21 protein-coding genes and 1 tRNA gene are annotated in these 14,945 nt (G+C 48.0%); 17 read left to right on the top strand and 5 right to left on the bottom strand.

The genetic code is table 11. From position 1 onward, the window contains the following. Window positions 1-211 precede the first annotated feature (211 nt). From LQZ21_RS13980 to LQZ21_RS13970, 3 genes are all read left to right on the top strand, one after another. Entirely contained in the window at window positions 212-403 is a 192-nt protein-coding gene (locus LQZ21_RS13980; protein WP_411045140.1) for a helix-turn-helix domain-containing protein, read from the top strand. Between the two features lie 156 nt (window positions 404-559). Beyond that, entirely contained in the window at window positions 560-964 is a 405-nt protein-coding gene (locus LQZ21_RS13975) for a hypothetical protein (protein ID WP_411045139.1), read from the top strand. A 113-nt stretch (window positions 965-1,077) separates the two neighbouring features. Further along, on the top strand, window positions 1,078-2,034 hold the full coding sequence (locus tag LQZ21_RS13970; protein ID WP_411045138.1) for a hypothetical protein: 957 nt from the start codon (window positions 1,078-1,080) through the stop codon (window positions 2,032-2,034). A gap of 19 nt (window positions 2,035-2,053) precedes the next feature. Here LQZ21_RS13970 and LQZ21_RS13965 read toward each other — a convergent pair whose 3' ends face one another. Together LQZ21_RS13965 and LQZ21_RS13960 are read right to left on the bottom strand one after the other, a co-directional pair. Then, complete coding sequence (locus LQZ21_RS13965; RefSeq protein ID WP_411045137.1) at window positions 2,054-2,344, bottom strand: BrnA antitoxin family protein; 291 nt, start codon at window positions 2,342-2,344, stop codon at window positions 2,054-2,056. Then, a complete protein-coding gene (locus LQZ21_RS13960) occupies window positions 2,307-2,606 on the bottom strand; it encodes a BrnT family toxin (protein ID WP_411045136.1) in 300 nt (99 codons plus the stop codon). Before LQZ21_RS13960 ends, LQZ21_RS13965 begins: the two co-directional genes overlap by 38 nt. A 398-nt stretch (window positions 2,607-3,004) precedes the next feature. On the opposite strand from LQZ21_RS13960, the gene LQZ21_RS13955 reads away from it, so the two are divergent. Continuing rightward, a complete protein-coding gene (locus tag LQZ21_RS13955; protein ID WP_411045135.1) occupies window positions 3,005-3,145 on the top strand; it encodes a hypothetical protein in 141 nt (46 codons plus the stop codon). Between the two features lie 109 nt (window positions 3,146-3,254). Here LQZ21_RS13955 and LQZ21_RS13950 read toward each other — a convergent pair. From LQZ21_RS13950 to LQZ21_RS13940, 3 genes are all read right to left on the bottom strand, one after another. Further along, window positions 3,255-3,326: transfer RNA gene (locus LQZ21_RS13950), tRNA-Gly, on the bottom strand. Between the two features lie 250 nt (window positions 3,327-3,576). Continuing rightward, window positions 3,577-4,395, bottom strand: a complete 819-nt coding sequence (locus LQZ21_RS13945; RefSeq protein WP_411045134.1) for a HEAT repeat domain-containing protein — start codon at window positions 4,393-4,395, stop codon at window positions 3,577-3,579. A 104-nt stretch (window positions 4,396-4,499) separates the two neighbouring features. Beyond that, window positions 4,500-5,069 carry a hypothetical protein gene (locus LQZ21_RS13940; RefSeq protein ID WP_411045133.1) on the bottom strand — a complete coding sequence of 190 codons (570 nt, stop codon included), beginning with the start codon at window positions 5,067-5,069 and terminating at the stop codon, window positions 4,500-4,502. A 63-nt stretch (window positions 5,070-5,132) separates the two neighbouring features. Here LQZ21_RS13940 and LQZ21_RS13935 point away from each other — a divergent pair, with 63 nt between their 5' ends. From LQZ21_RS13935 to LQZ21_RS13875, 13 genes are all read left to right on the top strand, one after another. Continuing rightward, window positions 5,133-5,318, top strand: a complete 186-nt coding sequence (locus LQZ21_RS13935; RefSeq protein ID WP_411045132.1) for a hypothetical protein — start codon at window positions 5,133-5,135, stop codon at window positions 5,316-5,318. A 30-nt stretch (window positions 5,319-5,348) separates the two neighbouring features. Then, window positions 5,349-5,825, top strand: a complete 477-nt coding sequence (gene coaD / locus LQZ21_RS13930; RefSeq protein WP_411045131.1) for a pantetheine-phosphate adenylyltransferase — start codon at window positions 5,349-5,351, stop codon at window positions 5,823-5,825. A gap of 162 nt (window positions 5,826-5,987) precedes the next feature. Next, a complete protein-coding gene (gene rpmF, locus LQZ21_RS13925; RefSeq protein WP_411045130.1) occupies window positions 5,988-6,176 on the top strand; it encodes a 50S ribosomal protein L32 in 189 nt (62 codons plus the stop codon). Between the two features lie 164 nt (window positions 6,177-6,340). Beyond that, window positions 6,341-6,577, top strand: coding sequence for an acyl carrier protein (acpP, locus tag LQZ21_RS13920; protein ID WP_411045129.1), 237 nt, complete (start codon window positions 6,341-6,343; stop codon window positions 6,575-6,577). A 3-nt stretch (window positions 6,578-6,580) separates the two neighbouring features. Beyond that, entirely contained in the window at window positions 6,581-7,360 is a 780-nt protein-coding gene (gene rnc / locus LQZ21_RS13915; protein ID WP_411045128.1) for a ribonuclease III, read from the top strand. Continuing rightward, window positions 7,357-7,947 carry a Maf family protein gene (locus LQZ21_RS13910; protein WP_411045127.1) on the top strand — a complete coding sequence of 197 codons (591 nt, stop codon included), beginning with the start codon at window positions 7,357-7,359 and terminating at the stop codon, window positions 7,945-7,947. The genes rnc and LQZ21_RS13910 overlap by 4 nt, the downstream gene beginning before the upstream one ends. Window positions 7,948-8,119: 172 nt before the next feature. Beyond that, window positions 8,120-9,010 (top strand): 30S ribosomal protein S2, encoded by an 891-nt coding sequence (rpsB, locus tag LQZ21_RS13905; protein WP_411045126.1) that lies wholly within the window; start codon window positions 8,120-8,122, stop codon window positions 9,008-9,010. A 228-nt stretch (window positions 9,011-9,238) separates the two neighbouring features. Beyond that, window positions 9,239-10,087, top strand: coding sequence for a translation elongation factor Ts (gene tsf / locus LQZ21_RS13900; protein WP_411045125.1), 849 nt, complete (start codon window positions 9,239-9,241; stop codon window positions 10,085-10,087). Between the two features lie 70 nt (window positions 10,088-10,157). Further along, complete coding sequence (gene frr / locus LQZ21_RS13895; RefSeq protein ID WP_411045124.1) at window positions 10,158-10,712, top strand: ribosome recycling factor; 555 nt, start codon at window positions 10,158-10,160, stop codon at window positions 10,710-10,712. Further along, window positions 10,712-11,425 (top strand): polyprenyl diphosphate synthase, encoded by a 714-nt coding sequence (uppS, locus tag LQZ21_RS13890; protein ID WP_411045123.1) that lies wholly within the window; start codon window positions 10,712-10,714, stop codon window positions 11,423-11,425. Before frr ends, uppS begins: the two co-directional genes overlap by 1 nt. After that, window positions 11,422-12,273, top strand: a complete 852-nt coding sequence (locus LQZ21_RS13885; RefSeq protein WP_411045122.1) for a phosphatidate cytidylyltransferase — start codon at window positions 11,422-11,424, stop codon at window positions 12,271-12,273. The genes uppS and LQZ21_RS13885 overlap by 4 nt, the downstream gene beginning before the upstream one ends. Window positions 12,274-12,346: 73 nt before the next feature. Next, on the top strand, window positions 12,347-13,504 hold the full coding sequence (dxr, locus tag LQZ21_RS13880; RefSeq protein ID WP_411045121.1) for a 1-deoxy-D-xylulose-5-phosphate reductoisomerase: 1,158 nt from the start codon (window positions 12,347-12,349) through the stop codon (window positions 13,502-13,504). After that, window positions 13,504-14,856 carry a site-2 protease family protein gene (locus LQZ21_RS13875; protein WP_411045120.1) on the top strand — a complete coding sequence of 451 codons (1,353 nt, stop codon included), beginning with the start codon at window positions 13,504-13,506 and terminating at the stop codon, window positions 14,854-14,856. The genes dxr and LQZ21_RS13875 overlap by 1 nt, the downstream gene beginning before the upstream one ends. Window positions 14,857-14,945: the final 89 nt, after the last annotated feature.

The following is a 14,945-nucleotide window of genomic DNA, read 5'->3' as shown; positions in this document are numbered from 1 at the left end:
CGATGTGGTGTGGTAATTTCATCGTAACGCAAGCGGTAAGGTTTTTCTACCAGTTCATCTTTTTAGCTTAAGAACTTGCGACTCACAAGTTATGAAAAAGAACGAATTAAATTAAATAAACCGAACATCAAAATACTATTATTTTTAACCTACCTATAATTATCTCTGTCGTACAGCAAGAAACTAATCCAAGTACGATACGGAGGTAAGGATGAAAAATTCTCTTGAATTTCCGGATATCCTCTCCCGCCAGCAGGCGGCGGAGTATCTCCATGTTTGTCGGACGACTCTCGACCGGCTTAATCTTCCTAGGATTAAGGTACGCCGAAGGGTTCTTTTCACCAAAGCCGCAGTAGATAAATGGTTGGCGGAAAATACCACAAGAAAGGGAGGCTGTCAATGAGCAGGCAAAAAATTGATGCTATTACAGTATATCTCCTTGAGAATGCTGGACGGCTTAAGTTTGGAACGGTCTCCGTGACCCTCAAAATCCACGAAGGCCGGGTAGTCTCCATCTGCCATGAGACAACGGAATGTCAAAGAAAAAAGGAGAACACAAATGAAACCGTATGCTAAGTATATATTTAAAAAATTGCCGAATATGGCTACCCGATATATATTGCGAGAACATTCCGGAAATGACATCCCCAATTTTCCGGCATTCTGGAAACAGAAAGGACACCCTCATGAAGGCGAAGGGTATATTGTATTCCATGAGACGCAGAACTCACGTCCCAGAATGAGGTTTACTCACGCATTATCACTGGAGAACAATCGGATGTGTACTGGTTTTCGTTTCCTTTTTAAAATTCATACGGCCTACGGAGACTACGGAAATGATGCCATGCTCATTGATTTTTCAGATGACTGGATTAAACTAACTGTTTGGTTCTTTAAGGACAAAAAGGAGACGGCATATTTCCTGTTTGAGAAATGGACGGACGGGAAATTGGTACTGGCTTGATTTTATGTGGCATTCTTTGGGGATTAAGGCCCTGTAGTCCGGGGCCTTGCTCCCTTCGTCTCTTCTGTCGTAACAACTTAATCTTCCCTCCACACCCTGGGGGGGAGAAAAACATGAGGGTATCAAAGATGATAGATAACATAAGTCTGAAAGTCCCCCAGCAGGATGATACGGGATTTACCGGTAGATTGCAGGATTTATGGCGGCGGGATATACACACGTATTCCGGGCATATCCAGAATATGGGGGTTTATAAGAATCTCGATGGTATAATCATTCATGGATCACTGGCAAAATACCTCAATGGTGAAAATCTTACCCCATTAACATGGGGGCACGTAAAGGAGGCAATCAGAAAACTGGAGGTAGAAACCGGGCTTGACCTTTCAATGACAATAGTCAAGTCGGTAGAAATTGGTATAAGTATATTTACCAAGGAAAAGCCGTCCGAATACCTAAAACTATTCGGCAATCCGGCAATTTTCACACGGCGGGAGTTTTCCAAATCGACAGGTCTGGAAACCATTACCTATGCTACAAAAACGGGGGCTTTCCAGTTTACGGGTTATGACAAAATACAGGAGATGAAAAGCAGGAAGGGAAATTTGCATTTGTCCTTCTCCAATGATAAAAATGTGTTACGCCTTGAGTATAAGATTGTACGGCGGAGGGGAATATACGCAAGGTTTAAGAGGGACTTAATGGCATACGATCTTTTTGACCGGAATATATACCGGAAACTACAAGGCCTCTTTTGGGATGCATATCAGGCAATCCCCAAATTAGGACGGCAGTGTTATTTCAACAAGCTGGATAACATAACCCCTACCAAATGGACAGAAATACTGGCGGAGCAATACCGGCAAATCTGCCCAAAGGAATGTTTGCATTTACAGCAGACCCTAAGAGAATCCGGGGCATTATCGGACAAGAGCCGTGAACGAATACGGGCGGAAGAGCGAAGGAGGGCAAAGGATTTTTCAATGTCGGATAAAAGCCCATTGGTTGCAGAACTGGATGAGCTGGTTAGGGGGCAGTTCGTGGCATACCTGAAAACGAGTATCACATAAGACGACATATGGAAAAATATTAGGACACAGAATGCAGCATAGCTTCCCGCAAAATGGTGTTCATACGGGTCTGATAACCCTTCCCTCCCTGCTTAAGCCACGCCACAATATCGGCATCCAGTTTACAGGTAACCGCAACTTTTACCGGCTTAAACATCTGGCGCTCTTCCCAGGGACGGAATTTGGAAAAATCGGTTATTTCGGGAATGTCGGAATAGTCGATATCCTCATCTTTAAGGTTTTTTACCCGGTCCCAATCTTTCTTGGTGGGTTTAGGAACGGTTTCCAAAGTATAACGCACAATTGCCATAATATGCCTCCTCCTCCCTTTTATTTGCGGTTCTGGCTGAAATAATCCGTATGGTATCTTCATCAATTTCAACTTCGTTGACAAACAAAACAAGCCCTTCAGTATATCCGATAACAATATAACGGTCCTCATTTTGGCTATGGACTTCATCGTACAGAAAAAGTCTATGCGGGTCTTCTATGGCTGATACGGCCTGTTCAAAACTGACCTTGTGTTTTCTGATGTTCTCCAGGTTCTTAGCCGTATCCCATTCGTAGTTCACCCATAGCCTCTATAATACATATTATCAGATACATATAAAATTGTCAAGATTTTTTCGCCAATGTCACATAAAATGACATATAAAAATGGAGAATTATATCACTCTCGGTATGCCTGGATTGCTTTCAATAGCACAGAATAATTGTGGAGGAATATCGGCGGATGTTTTAATAATCCTGTATGAGTTGCAATGAGTTTTAATAGTTCAAAGATAGGCAATCTCATAACCCGGAGGTCCCAGGTTCGAGTCCTGGCCCTGCTAGAAAATGCGCCCTCTCCGGAGGGCGTTTTTGTTTATACGCAGGACTCGAAGGGTTTCCGCCGCCGACCAGCGGGAGGACCAGGGGCCATGGATGGCCCCGTCAGGCGGAAACCCCGGCCCAAAGTCCCGATGCAGGGATGCTGAGGGATAGAGGGCGAGTCCTGGCCCTGCTTGACCACTATCCGGGACATCGGCTGGCGGGAGACCGGGAAAAGATACGGGATACCCAGATAGCGGCCTTCGGTAGTTTGTTACCTGAACAGCCTCCGATCCCCTAATAAGCCGAGATTCCCCTCCGGATATATCCGGGACTGTCATGGAAGCGGAGACTTAACGAATGTGAGGCTGTTTTCCTAAAAAAATCCAAAAAATTAGCCCTTAACCCTAAGCGGCTGATGGGAGTCGAACCCACGTCTTCAGCTTGGAAGGCTGAGATAATAGCCGTTATATGACAGCCGCATTTAAGGTATCTTACCGAAAACGTCCGGCTCCTGTCAAGTTATTTATAACCGGTACCCGGTGATTTTATTTTCATCCAGGGTGGCGGAGATGCCGGCTTTATGTAATTCCTTCATATCCCCCATTCAAATACCTCTACCCTCACCCGGGTAAAGGTATCCCACAAAACCCCGGATACCCGATACCTCCGGCAGCAACCAAAATCACCGGCATGGTCAAAAACAGGGGGAAAAGGCCGTTTTCATCGAATCTACTTGTTTTTGCTCTGGACCTCGGCCGCCTGTAATCGTAATTTATCCAGTACCAGCCTTGCCTGATCCCGAATAAGACGGTTGTAGTGGTTTGAAGAGGCAATACGGCTGATGGTAGTGATGGCGGTATTGTTAATCACCCCTTTATTTTTTTCAGACAGAATTTCAAAGGCCTCCAGGGCGGAAATCGCCATCTGTTCATCTCCCCTACCGGATTCAAAACGGTTAACCACCCAAGCAATGGCGTTTACGGTTTCACCGTTTTCATTAAGGCCTATTTTTGCCAGGGATTTAAACGCCTCGGTCAGCACCATAGGCTCCGGTTCGGAGATTACCAGCCGGATAATGGTGTTTTTTGCCTCCGGGGTACCGATGTTCCCAAGATTCGTGACCGCCCGTTTCCGTATATCAGGAAAATTATTGATCACCCTTCCGTTTTCCCGGGTTTTATTCGTAAGTCCTTCCAGGGAGAGATATTCCAGGGCATCCAGCACTTCTTTGCTGGTATTACCCCGGCTAATGGCGTCTTCAATATATTCCATGGCTATCAACTTTTCGTCCCGTCCGCCGGTCCGGCTTTGATCCCGAATTATCATGTTTTCTATTGATTGCTGCAAATAAGACTCTTCCACCGATATTTCCCCATCGGTCGAGGACTGCTGCGCCCATGCCATGGTTACCATCATAAAAATCACCATCGTAACCAGCGGCTTTTTCAAAAGGGCAAGTCTTGAAAAAGCAGAGGTTAGACCGTCTTTTTCAGACCCTGCCGGGTTTTGAAAAAGACTTCCCATAAAAAATTTTTTACAAATAATCATATATTTTTCTCCTTAAAATATAGTTTAGCCGGTTTTACCCCAGGGTACAAATTTATTATCATCCAAGGCCGTTTCAAATCGGAAACAGCGGATTCCGAACCACGCTAATTAATAATTTTCCATCCGTCCCCAAAATCTTCCAGATCATACAGGCGCAGCCGCTGCCCTTGAGCGGTAACCATAAAGGCCTTTACCCGCTTTTGGCTGACAAATTCTATATCATCCACCCGGCTGTTAGCCCGGGAAGGAACCACCACATGGGTAAAATAATCTTTACTGTCGGATACTACGGTATTTTTTGACTTTAAAAAAGAGGATTCTGAAACCCGCTTTAAAAATTCCGGGGAATTTATCTCCTCAAAATAATCATGCCCCAGATAAGAAACCCAGACATTATAATTCCGGGAACGGATAATATTGTTTAGTTCTTTAATCAGCTGCTGAACATCCTTTTTGGCGGTATTGTACATCTCCGGGGTAATCGAGCTGGGATCAAAATCATCTTCTTCGATTACCTCCTGAACCGCCACTGGAAGCTCGGGGATAACCTCTTCAACCGGTACCGGAAGGGATACTGCCGGTACCACAAGATCTTCTTCCACCGGTTCACCTTCGGTTTCACAGGAGCTATACGCCAAAACAACCGACATCAAAACCAAAATAAGTTTCTTCATACCACCCTACCCTCTGATAAGGGGCCGTCCGTTAAATGGCCTCTACCGTTTATATTACCATGAATGAAGGATTTTCTTCAAGAAACCTCCGGAAACAAACCGGGGTTTGCAGAAGTTACTTTAATCTACTATATCAAACCTCTTAACAAAAAACTAGTAGATGAACTACCCACCCTGAAGGGCGGGGTAGCAATTTTTCTCGTAGGAAAATCTGTCCATGGATTGGGCACCCCACTTCCCCTCACTTGACCGAATTACTTCCCTTGGTTATGGTAACTTATGCTTACCGCGGCTTTTCCGGGGTCTTTTGATCCCCCTACATTAGGACATCTCAATATTGTGGAACGGGCGGCCCGTATATTTGACGAATTGCTGGTGGTGGTTGCCGAAAACCGGCAAAAAAAATACCTTTTTTCCGCGGAAGAACGGGTCGCCATCGTAAGTTCCCTGGTGGAACCGTGGAAAAATGTGTCCGTGACCCTTTGTGATTCCCTGATTGTAGATTTTATCAAAGAAAGGAATATCCGTCTCCTGCTCCGGGGGGTCAGGGGCGGGGGGGATTTTTCCTATGAATTTGAGCTTTCCATGATGAATAAAGCCCTGGATTCCTCCATAGAAACCATATTTATGACTACCGATCCTGAGTATTTTGTGCTCCGTTCCTCGGCAATAAAGGAATTGGCTTCTTTTCACGGAGATATTTCCGCCATGGTCCCCCCCCTGGTGGCGAAAGCCCTGGAGGATAAATATAGGTAGGGGGCGTTTTGAAACCGGCCCGGATTAAGAAAAAGCGGTCCGGCTTAATCGGGGCTTATTTGTTTTTTCCCGGAGCCTTTTTCGGGAAGTTGACACTTTTTATAGTTTTTGTTAGACTTAGGGTAGAAATTACGGGAAAATTTATGAGGAGAGGTTACAAACATGGCTGTACCCAGATTTAAAACGTCAAAAGCACGGACCCGCCGCCGGCAGTCTATCAATATGAAGCTTAGTGCTCCTGCATTTATAGCATGCAGTACCTGCGGTAATCAAATTTTATTGCATCGGGTATGCCCAAAATGTGGTTTTTACCGGGGAAAACAGGTAATTGTCCCTGATTCAAAGGTATAATGCCTGGGTAAAACCGCCTCTAAAACGGACCTGTCTATAATTAGATAAATAATTATCGATAGAGGCCGGTTTAAAAGGTCAAATTTTGAAACCGGCGCAGCTTAGCGGCTTTAAAATCCAATGGTCCCGGGGACCGTGAACAAAGTATAGGAGTGTTAAATTTTATGGATGATTTATTTGAAAAGATGAAGAAACTCATCGCCGAAAAACTGGAAATTGATCCGGGGAAAATAACCCTGGAAGCGTCATTCCGCCAGGATCTGGGTGCGGACAGTCTGGACACCTATGAGTTGGTTTATGCTATTGAAGAAGAAATGGGAATCTCCATTCCCGATGAAAAAGCCAATGAATTTGAAACTGTTCGGGATGCCTACGAATATATAAAGTCCCAACAGAAATAACCCATGACGGATCGCGGCAATTTTACCCATTGCTCTTTTCAAGCGATCCGTTCCCTTCCGGAAATAACTCCGGAAAGAAAAAAGGCATTAACGGCATTTCAGAAGGCCGCCCGGATCAGGTTCAAAAGCCTTAAGCTTTTGAACCTTTCATTTGTTCATCGATCCGTAGTCAACGAATCCGGTCATAAAAGTAACAATGAACGGCTTGAATTTTTAGGGGATGCTATCCTGGGAGCGGTAACCGCCACCCTGCTGTATGAAAAACTGACCGAAAAAAAGGAAGGGGAACTGGCAAAGATCAAATCGGTGGTGGTTTCTGAGGATGTTCTTGCCGGAATCGCCCGGGAACTGCAAATTGACACCCTGCTTATTTTAGGGCGGGGGGAGGAACTTTCCGGGGGCAGGGCCAAAAAAGCCATCCTGGCCGATGCCATGGAGGCGCTCATCGGGGCTTTGTACCTCGATTCCGGATATAACGTGGTCTTTAATTTTTTACATCCCCGCTTAGAGCCGGAGATAGCCAAAGTCATAGACAAGCGCCATACCCAGGACTATAAATCCCTTTTGCAGGAACTGACCCAGCGGCTTTATAGGACTTATCCGATTTACCAGCTGGTAAAACGAAGCGGGCCGGAACATGCCCGATTTTTCTGGACGGAAGTTACGGTTAATGACCAGTCTTACGGACCGGGAATGGGAAAAACTAAAAAATCCGCGGAACGGGAAGCGGCAAAAATGGCTTATGAATCCCTGAGCGGGATAAATGGTAAAGGTGATTTGTGAAAGAACCTATTATTTTAGCATCCGGTTCATTGAGAAGGCAGGAATATTTTCGTCTGCTGAGCTTACCCTTCAATATTATGCCCCCTCAGATTGATGAAAATGCGGACGGAACCCTAGGCCCCCGGGAATGTGCGGAAGATTTCGCGATCCGCAAGGTTAATAAAATCATCAGCCTGCTTCAAAACCGCATTCCCCCCTGGATCTGCGGGGCGGATACCATCATTTCCGTCGATGATGCTGTTTTTGGAAAACCCCAGGATCGCTCTGATGCCTACCGGATGTTGACCAAACTCCGGGGGAGAAGCCACGAAGTAATTACCGCGGTGGCCTTATTTAACGGTAAAGAAAAAACCATAGACTGCCGTTCGGTAAAAAGCGTGGTCACCTTTATGCCCCTTTCGGAAGATGAAATAGAATGGTACCTCAATACCGGTGAATGGCAGGGATCGGCCGGGGCCTATAAGATCCAGGGATTGGCCGGTTGTTTTGTCTCCGAAATCCAGGGGTCTTATAGCGCCATTGTGGGCTTGCCAATGCATGAATTTTATGTCATGCTTAAGGATAATGGTTATCCTTACGAGGAATAAACCATACAAGGCAAAAAATTGGTTTTTTGCCTATTTTCCGCCGTGGTAAAACCGGCGAGATAGAGGGAAGGCGCCGCCATACCAAAAAAGCGGATGGTATCGTGTGGGGGTTCTCTCCCAAAACGGTTCCAAATCCGGCAAAATCGGGATTAGGCGGCCGGGGAGGTTTGTTTTGGCTGTAGTTACTATGAAAAGCCTGCTTGAATCGGGAGTACATTTCGGTCATCAGGTTAAACGCTGGGATCCGCGGATGGAAAAATATATCTTCGCGGAACGGAACGGTATCCACATTATCGATCTGCAAAAAACCATCCAGGCAATCAAAGACGCTTATGAGGCGATCCGTAAAACCGTTTCTTCGGGCAAGACCGTTTTGTTTGTGGGGACCAAAAAGCAGGCGCAGCAGGCCATTCAAAAAGAAGCCGAACGGTGCGGCATGTTTTTTGTGAATAACCGTTGGCTGGGGGGAATGCTGACTAATTTCGTGACGATAAAAAAATCCCTGCTTCGTCTTAAAAAATTGGAAAAGATGGAAGTAGACGGGACCTTTGAAAATCTGACGAAAAAAGAAATAGCCGCCCTGGGTAAGGAACGGACCAAACTCCAGAAAAACCTGGGGGGTATAAAAGAGATGAAGGATCTGCCGGGGATTCTTTTTATTATTGATACCCGTAAGGAGGCTATCGCGGTGGCCGAAGCCCAGCGGATGGGTATACCCATTGTCGCGGTGGTGGATACCAACTGTAACCCCGAGGGGATCAATTACCCCATTCCCGGTAACGACGACGCTATTCGGGCAATCACCCTTTTTACCCAGATCATTGCCAACGCGGTGGTAGAGGCGGATAATGAGGCGGGGCTCAAGATCATCGAAACCTTGGGGGACGAAGACGAAGATATGGAAAATGTCATCACCGATGTATCCATTAAAGAGGAAGATCAGGAGGTGGATATTGAATCCTATGCTTCCAAGGCGGAACCCCAGGAGATTCCTATTGTCCCGGGGGCCGATGAAGAAGATGAGCTTCCGGTAGATGTAGACAAGGTATATGACGAGGAATGACCCCCACCGCGGAAGGGCCGGTCGATGAGAGAAGGTCCGGTGGACTTTTGCCCTGTGGCAGGGGGATTTCCGGCCCGCCATTATGGAGGGAATTGGCCTTGTCCGGAAACTGAAGTTTCCCGACAAGGCTATTAAACACCCCGGAGGATCTTCCCCGGGAGGGCCCTTGCGGGTATGAGCCCCCTCTGAATAATCTTTCGCGATAAAAATTTGAAGGAGTTACATAATATGGAGATTAGCGCGGCGGATGTTAAAAAGCTTCGGGAAAAAACCGGAGCGGGAATGATGGAATGTAAAAACGCTTTGACCAGTACCCAGGGTGATTTCGCCCAGGCGGAAAAATTATTAAAGGAAAAGGGGCTTGCGGCGGTCGAAAAACGGGCGGGCCGGGCAACCAACGAAGGAAAGATCTTTATCAAAATAAAGGACCGGACGGCGGTTTTGGTGGAATTGGCATCGGAAACGGATTTTGTTGCCCGGAATCCCGAATTCATCGTTCTGGGCGGGAATATTATCGACCGGATCCTGGAGAAGGGGTATACCGAACCCAACGATGAACTCAATGGGATGGTCAGCGACCTGGCCACCAAGATCCGGGAAAACATGAGCCTTAAACGGGTAAGGGTGGTAAAAGCCGCGGAAAATGAATACCTGACCCAATACATCCATGGGGATGGGGTCATCGGGGTGGTGGTAAAAATGGGCGCCGATAAAGGGGAAATATATGAAAAGGAAGAAGCAAAAAGCTTTGCCTTTAGTTTAGCCCTCCATATAGCGGCCTTTAATCCGCTGGCATTGGATAAAAGCAAAATCGATCCGGCTTTTCTTAAGGAGCAGGAAGATATTTTCCGCAAACAGCTGGAGGGGGATGAAAAACTTGCGGGGAAACCCCAACAGGTTCTGGATAATATCCTGAAAGGTAAGGTAAATAAGTACCTTGCGGATGTCTGCCTGCTGGATCAAGGATATGTGAAGGATGAAAAATTAACCGTTGCCCAGGCCCTGGCGGATTGCGGCAAACAGTTGGGGGCAAAACTCACCATTAATGACTATGTATATTTTAAAGTAGGTCAGTAACCCTAACCCGATCGGTATGCCGTGGGAAACCGGGGGTAGAGAAACGCCCAATAGTAAGGAGTGGAGAGATATGCATACTGTTATTTCGTCATCCGAAGATCGGATGAAAAAAACCATTGCCAGTCTAAAGGATGGATTTGCGTCCCTCAGAACAGGCCGGGCATCGGCGGCGCTCTTTGATAAGATCAAAGTAGATTATTACGGTGACAAATCCCCCTTAAATCAGGTAGCCACTATTTCCATCCCCGAAGCCAGGCTCATCGTAATTCAGCCCTGGGATAAAGCGTTAATCGGCGAAATTGAAAAGGCAATCCGCTCATCGGAGCTTTCCCTTAATCCCTCGAATGACGGAAAGGTTATCAGAATTTCCATCCCCCCCCTGACGGAGGAACGGCGGAAAGAACTGGTAAAACACGCTAAAAATCAGGCTGAACAGAGCCGGGTGGCGGTCAGGAACATACGCCGGGACGGTAACGATGAGCTTAAAAAACTGCTTAAAGAGGGGGAGCTCACGGAAGATGAAGAAAGCCGCGCCTCGGAAGAGCTGCAAAAGGTAACCGATAGTTATATCGTAAAAATCAATCAAGTCTTAGAAGAAAAAGAAAAAGAAATAATGGAAGTGTAATGCCCCACGAAGCGGATTATGATAATCTTCATCTGCCTTCTCATATCGGCATTATTATGGACGGAAACGGCCGTTGGGCGCGGCAGCGGAATATGATCCGTACCCAGGGGCATTTGGAGGGACTTAAAACCGCTAAAAAAATGGTAAAAGCCGCCAGTGATATGGGCATCTCCTACCTCAGCCTCTATGTATTTTCCACGGAAAACTGGAAACGCACCGCCGATGAAGTGGGCTTTATCATGGGCTTGGTCAAAACCCATCTCCGGGGTGAATTTGATTTTTACCGGGAAAATCATATCCGAATCCGTCACACGGGAGATCCCGCGGGACTGCCTGCGGAAATTGCCGGGGAACTCATAAAAGTCTGCGAAGACACCCGGAATTTTCAGGGGCTTACGGTGGTATTGGCCCTTAATTACGGGGGCCGGGATGAAATAGTCCGGGCGGTGCGGCGCTTGACGGCAAAAGATGGCGGGGAGATCACCGAAGAAACCATCCGGCGGCACCTGGATAATCCCGATATCCCTGATCCGGATCTGATTATCAGGACCGGCGGCGAATTCCGGACCAGTAATTTTCTGCTTTGGGAATCGGCCTATGCGGAATATATTATTTCCCCCAAATTATGGCCCGATTGGACCGAGGACGATCTTAAATCGGCTATTTATGAGTATCAGGGACGGGAACGTAAATTTGGCGGCATACCGGTATGAAAAAACTAATTGAACGGCTTTTAATTTTTTTTATCGGATTACCCCTCATCGTCTGCTTAGTGATCTTCCTGCCCTATAAAAATCATGTGGTCATGAATATCATGGTGGTCCTGGTGAGCGCCCTGGGAAGCGTGGAACTGGCGGAGATGCTGAAAAAGAAAAACTGCCCCATCAACCGGTTGGAAGCGGGGATCTTAGGCGCCCTGGTTCCTCTGGGAATGACCGTAGCGGTTAGTTTCAGGAGCGATATCCCGGTAGTCCCGATCTCGTTTATGTTGGCGGTTTCCTGGCCGCTGGTGTCTCGGATTTTTTCCGGATCCGATAAATTACCGGATATCCTGCTTTTTGTCGCCGCGGTTTCTTCGGTGATCATCTATCCCGGTTTTTTTATGATCTGGATTATCAGAATGACCTTATTTTCCCAGGCGGTCCCGGTTATTCTTATCTTTTTGCTCATGGTTATCACCAATGATTCCGCGGCCTGGGCCGTGGGCATGCTCTTCGGAAAGAAAAATCGTAACATTATTCCCGCAAGCCCCAATAAAAGTATCGCCGGTTTTATCGGCGGCCTTATCGCTTCCATCCTTATCGGATTGGGGGCGGCCCTGCTGATACCGCAGGCATTTACCGCCCAACATATACCGGCCATACCCTCCGGGTTAATGTTAGGGTTCCTCTCCGGAGTCGCCGCTGCTCTGGGGGATTTGGCCGAATCGGTATTAAAAAGAAGTTCCCGGATCAAGGATTCGGGGAACCTTATCCCCGGCAGGGGCGGCGTGCTGGATTCGATAGATTCCATAGCCATGGCGGCGCCGGTATACTATTGGTTATATCGGGTGTTATTTTGATTCGTTGCGAAGGGTACCTACCCCACCGCTCTGCAGTGTGCGGCAGGCTGATTAGCCTATTATTGGGGAGTCCATGAAAAAACGGATAGCGGTTCTTGGCGCCACCGGTTCCATCGGTAGCATGACCATGGATATCCTCAGACAGGGCAGGGATGATTTCGAGGTGGTCCTGCTTTCCGGTCACGGAAACATCCGGGGCCTCCTCGATCTTTCCCGGGAATTTCCCACCGCCCGGCTGGCCCTATCCGGACCTGTTCCCCCGGAAGAAGGGGTCCGGGCCGAAGCGGCCTATTACGGCAGGCAGGGGTTACTTACGGCCATAGCGGAGTCCGGGGCGGATTTGGTGGTTAACGGTATCGCCGGGGCGGCGGGACTTCCCCCCTCCCTGGCGGCCTTGGAAGCGGGAGCGGATCTGGCCCTGGCCAATAAGGAAACGATTGTAATGGCCGCTCCCCTAGTGTTTGCCCTGGCGGAACGGAAAAAAAAACGGATCCTCCCGGTGGATTCGGAACATTCGGCTGTTTTTAACCTCCTGGAAGCCCGTGGAAAAGCAGGACTGGACAGGATCTTCTTAACCGCCTCCGGCGGGCCCTTCCGTACCCTTCCGGCGGAACAGATGCAATTAATAAGCCCCCAGGAAGCCCTGGCCCATCCCACCTGGAATATGGGGCCCAAGATCACCGTGGATTCGGCGACCCTGGCCAATAAGGGTCTGGAAGTCATCGAGGCGGCGGGGCTTTTTGGGGTAGGACCGGATGCTATATCCGTGGTGATCCACCCCCAAAGCATCGTCCATGCCCTGGTTTCCTTTCGGAATGGCGGGGTATATGCCCAAATGTCAAAACCGGATATGCGGCTTCCCATCCATGGCGCCCTCTATTGGCCCGAACCCAGACCCTGTTCCTACGGCGCCCTGTCATTTGAGGGTTTAACCCTGGAATTTGACAAGCCGGACTACAAAAAATTCCCCTTGCTTCCCCTGGCCTATGAGGCTATCCGGGCGGGGGGGCTCTATCCCACGGTGTATAATGCGGCCAACGAGGCGGCGGTGACGGCATTTTTATCAAAAAAGATCGGTTTTCTTGATATATCCGCCACAGTTGAGTATGTTTTTAAGAGGGATTGGCGCCATCCGGCGTCTCCCGGTACCTTTCCGGATCTGGAAACTATTCTTGAGGCGGACAGACAAGCCCGGGAACAGGCCCTTAACTATATTATGGAGAAAAATTGATGGTCATAAAAATACTATTAGGTTTGATCGGTTTAGGGGTAGTGGTCTTTGTCCACGAATTGGGGCATTTCATCGCCGCCCGGTTGGTGGGTATTGATGTAGAAGCCTTTTCTATCGGGTGGGGAAAACCAATCTTAAAAAAGAAGATAGGCCGGGTGGAATACCGGATCGGCATGTTCCCCATCGGGGGCTATTGCAAAATGCGGGGGGAAAACGAATTCCAGGATGCCTTTGATAATAAAAAAGAGAATGTCTCCCCCACCAAGGGAACTTTTTTCTGGGCAAACCCCTGGAGAAGGATTTTGGTCTCCATCGCGGGTCCCTTTTTTAACCTTATCTTCGCGATTGTTGTATTTTCCTTTATTTGGGGCATCGGCTTTGAGGTTTATACCATGGATAACCGGATCGTGCTGGCATCGGATATTGATCAGGAACAATATCCCGCCGATGAGGCGGGCCTTAAAACCGGGGATCGGATCATCGAAATAGACCGCCGGCCCATCGCCAATTACCACGATATCCAGGAAGTAATAGCCACCAATGCGGAAAAAAACCTCACCCTTAACGTGGAACGGGACGGAAAAATTCTGGATATTACCATACGGCCGAGCCTTGAAAAAAGTTCCGGCGCCGGTAAAATCGGGGTGTATTATTGGGCCGATCCGGTGATAAGCGCCGTGGCTGAGGGGAGCCCCGCGGCCATAGCAGGACTCAGAAGCGGGGATCGGATCAAGCGGATTAACGGGGTGGAATTTCCCCACACCGTTGCCATGTTGCGGATCCTCTCGGAGCAAGTTCCGGTGCTATCCATGGAATATGAACGGGACGGTGAAATCAAAAACACCAACCTGGTCGTCTCCTACACCAGGGAAGGAAACGCCGATATCGGCATTACCTACGAGAGCATCCGCTACCACACCCCGTCATATTCCCCCGGAGGGGCGGTACTCAAGGGCGTTCAGGAGACCTGGAAAACCCTGGTGGTTTCCGTGAAGAGTTTTGGGCTCCTTTTTCGGGGGATTGATCTGACCCAGGCAGTTTCCGGGCCGGTACGGATCACCTATATGGTCGGGGAGATTGCCGCCGAAGGTTTTGATCAGAGTATCGGTACGGGAATATCGTCTATGGCTAATTTTCTCGCCCTTATTTCCATAGCCCTCTGTATCATGAACCTCCTCCCCTTTCCGATACTTGACGGAGGAATGATAATTTTATTCATAATAGAGGCAATAAAGGGGCGCCCCCTGCACCCCAAGGCGGTCTATGCTTTTCAGACTATCGGGGTGGTCCTCATTTTCGGCATCATGATTTTTGCGGTTTTTGGGGATATCCTGTTTTTGGTCCGGCGTTAGGACCCGCGCAGAAACAACATGACCGAATGGTCATATTGTTTCTTTATTGCGTAAGCAATTAGAATAAAATGCTCTGCATTTTATTCTTG

This window comes from Treponema sp. TIM-1 (assembly GCF_046533115.1).
In the GTDB taxonomy this organism is placed as follows: domain Bacteria; phylum Spirochaetota; class Spirochaetia; order Treponematales; family Breznakiellaceae; genus JAIRMO01.
This window is presented reverse-complemented; position numbering and strand designations above follow the sequence as displayed.

Bases quoted from the DNA above. Each gene is read 5' to 3' on its own strand.
- rpmF (WP_411045130.1), top strand. From the start codon at position 5,988: ATGGCTGTACCCAGATTTAAAACGTCAAAAGCACGGACCCGCCGCCGG.
- LQZ21_RS13975 (WP_411045139.1), top strand. From the start codon at position 560: ATGAAACCGTATGCTAAGTATATATTTAAAAAATTGCCGAATATGGCT.
- LQZ21_RS13875 (WP_411045120.1), top strand. From the start codon at position 13,504: ATGGTCATAAAAATACTATTAGGTTTGATCGGTTTAGGGGTAGTGGTC.
- uppS (WP_411045123.1), top strand. From the start codon at position 10,712: ATGCCCCACGAAGCGGATTATGATAATCTTCATCTGCCTTCTCATATC.
- LQZ21_RS13885 (WP_411045122.1), top strand. From the start codon at position 11,422: ATGAAAAAACTAATTGAACGGCTTTTAATTTTTTTTATCGGATTACCC.
- LQZ21_RS13955 (WP_411045135.1), top strand. From the start codon at position 3,005: ATGCTGAGGGATAGAGGGCGAGTCCTGGCCCTGCTTGACCACTATCCG.
- LQZ21_RS13980 (WP_411045140.1), top strand. From the start codon at position 212: ATGAAAAATTCTCTTGAATTTCCGGATATCCTCTCCCGCCAGCAGGCG.
- coaD (WP_411045131.1), top strand. From the start codon at position 5,349: ATGCTTACCGCGGCTTTTCCGGGGTCTTTTGATCCCCCTACATTAGGA.
- LQZ21_RS13945 (WP_411045134.1), bottom strand. From the start codon at position 4,395: ATGATTATTTGTAAAAAATTTTTTATGGGAAGTCTTTTTCAAAACCCG.
- LQZ21_RS13965 (WP_411045137.1), bottom strand. From the start codon at position 2,344: ATGGCAATTGTGCGTTATACTTTGGAAACCGTTCCTAAACCCACCAAG.
- LQZ21_RS13970 (WP_411045138.1), top strand. From the start codon at position 1,078: ATGAGGGTATCAAAGATGATAGATAACATAAGTCTGAAAGTCCCCCAG.
- frr (WP_411045124.1), top strand. From the start codon at position 10,158: ATGCATACTGTTATTTCGTCATCCGAAGATCGGATGAAAAAAACCATT.
- acpP (WP_411045129.1), top strand. From the start codon at position 6,341: ATGGATGATTTATTTGAAAAGATGAAGAAACTCATCGCCGAAAAACTG.
- LQZ21_RS13935 (WP_411045132.1), top strand. From the start codon at position 5,133: ATGAAGGATTTTCTTCAAGAAACCTCCGGAAACAAACCGGGGTTTGCA.
- LQZ21_RS13940 (WP_411045133.1), bottom strand. From the start codon at position 5,069: ATGAAGAAACTTATTTTGGTTTTGATGTCGGTTGTTTTGGCGTATAGC.
- tsf (WP_411045125.1), top strand. From the start codon at position 9,239: ATGGAGATTAGCGCGGCGGATGTTAAAAAGCTTCGGGAAAAAACCGGA.
- rnc (WP_411045128.1), top strand. From the start codon at position 6,581: ATGACGGATCGCGGCAATTTTACCCATTGCTCTTTTCAAGCGATCCGT.
- dxr (WP_411045121.1), top strand. From the start codon at position 12,347: ATGAAAAAACGGATAGCGGTTCTTGGCGCCACCGGTTCCATCGGTAGC.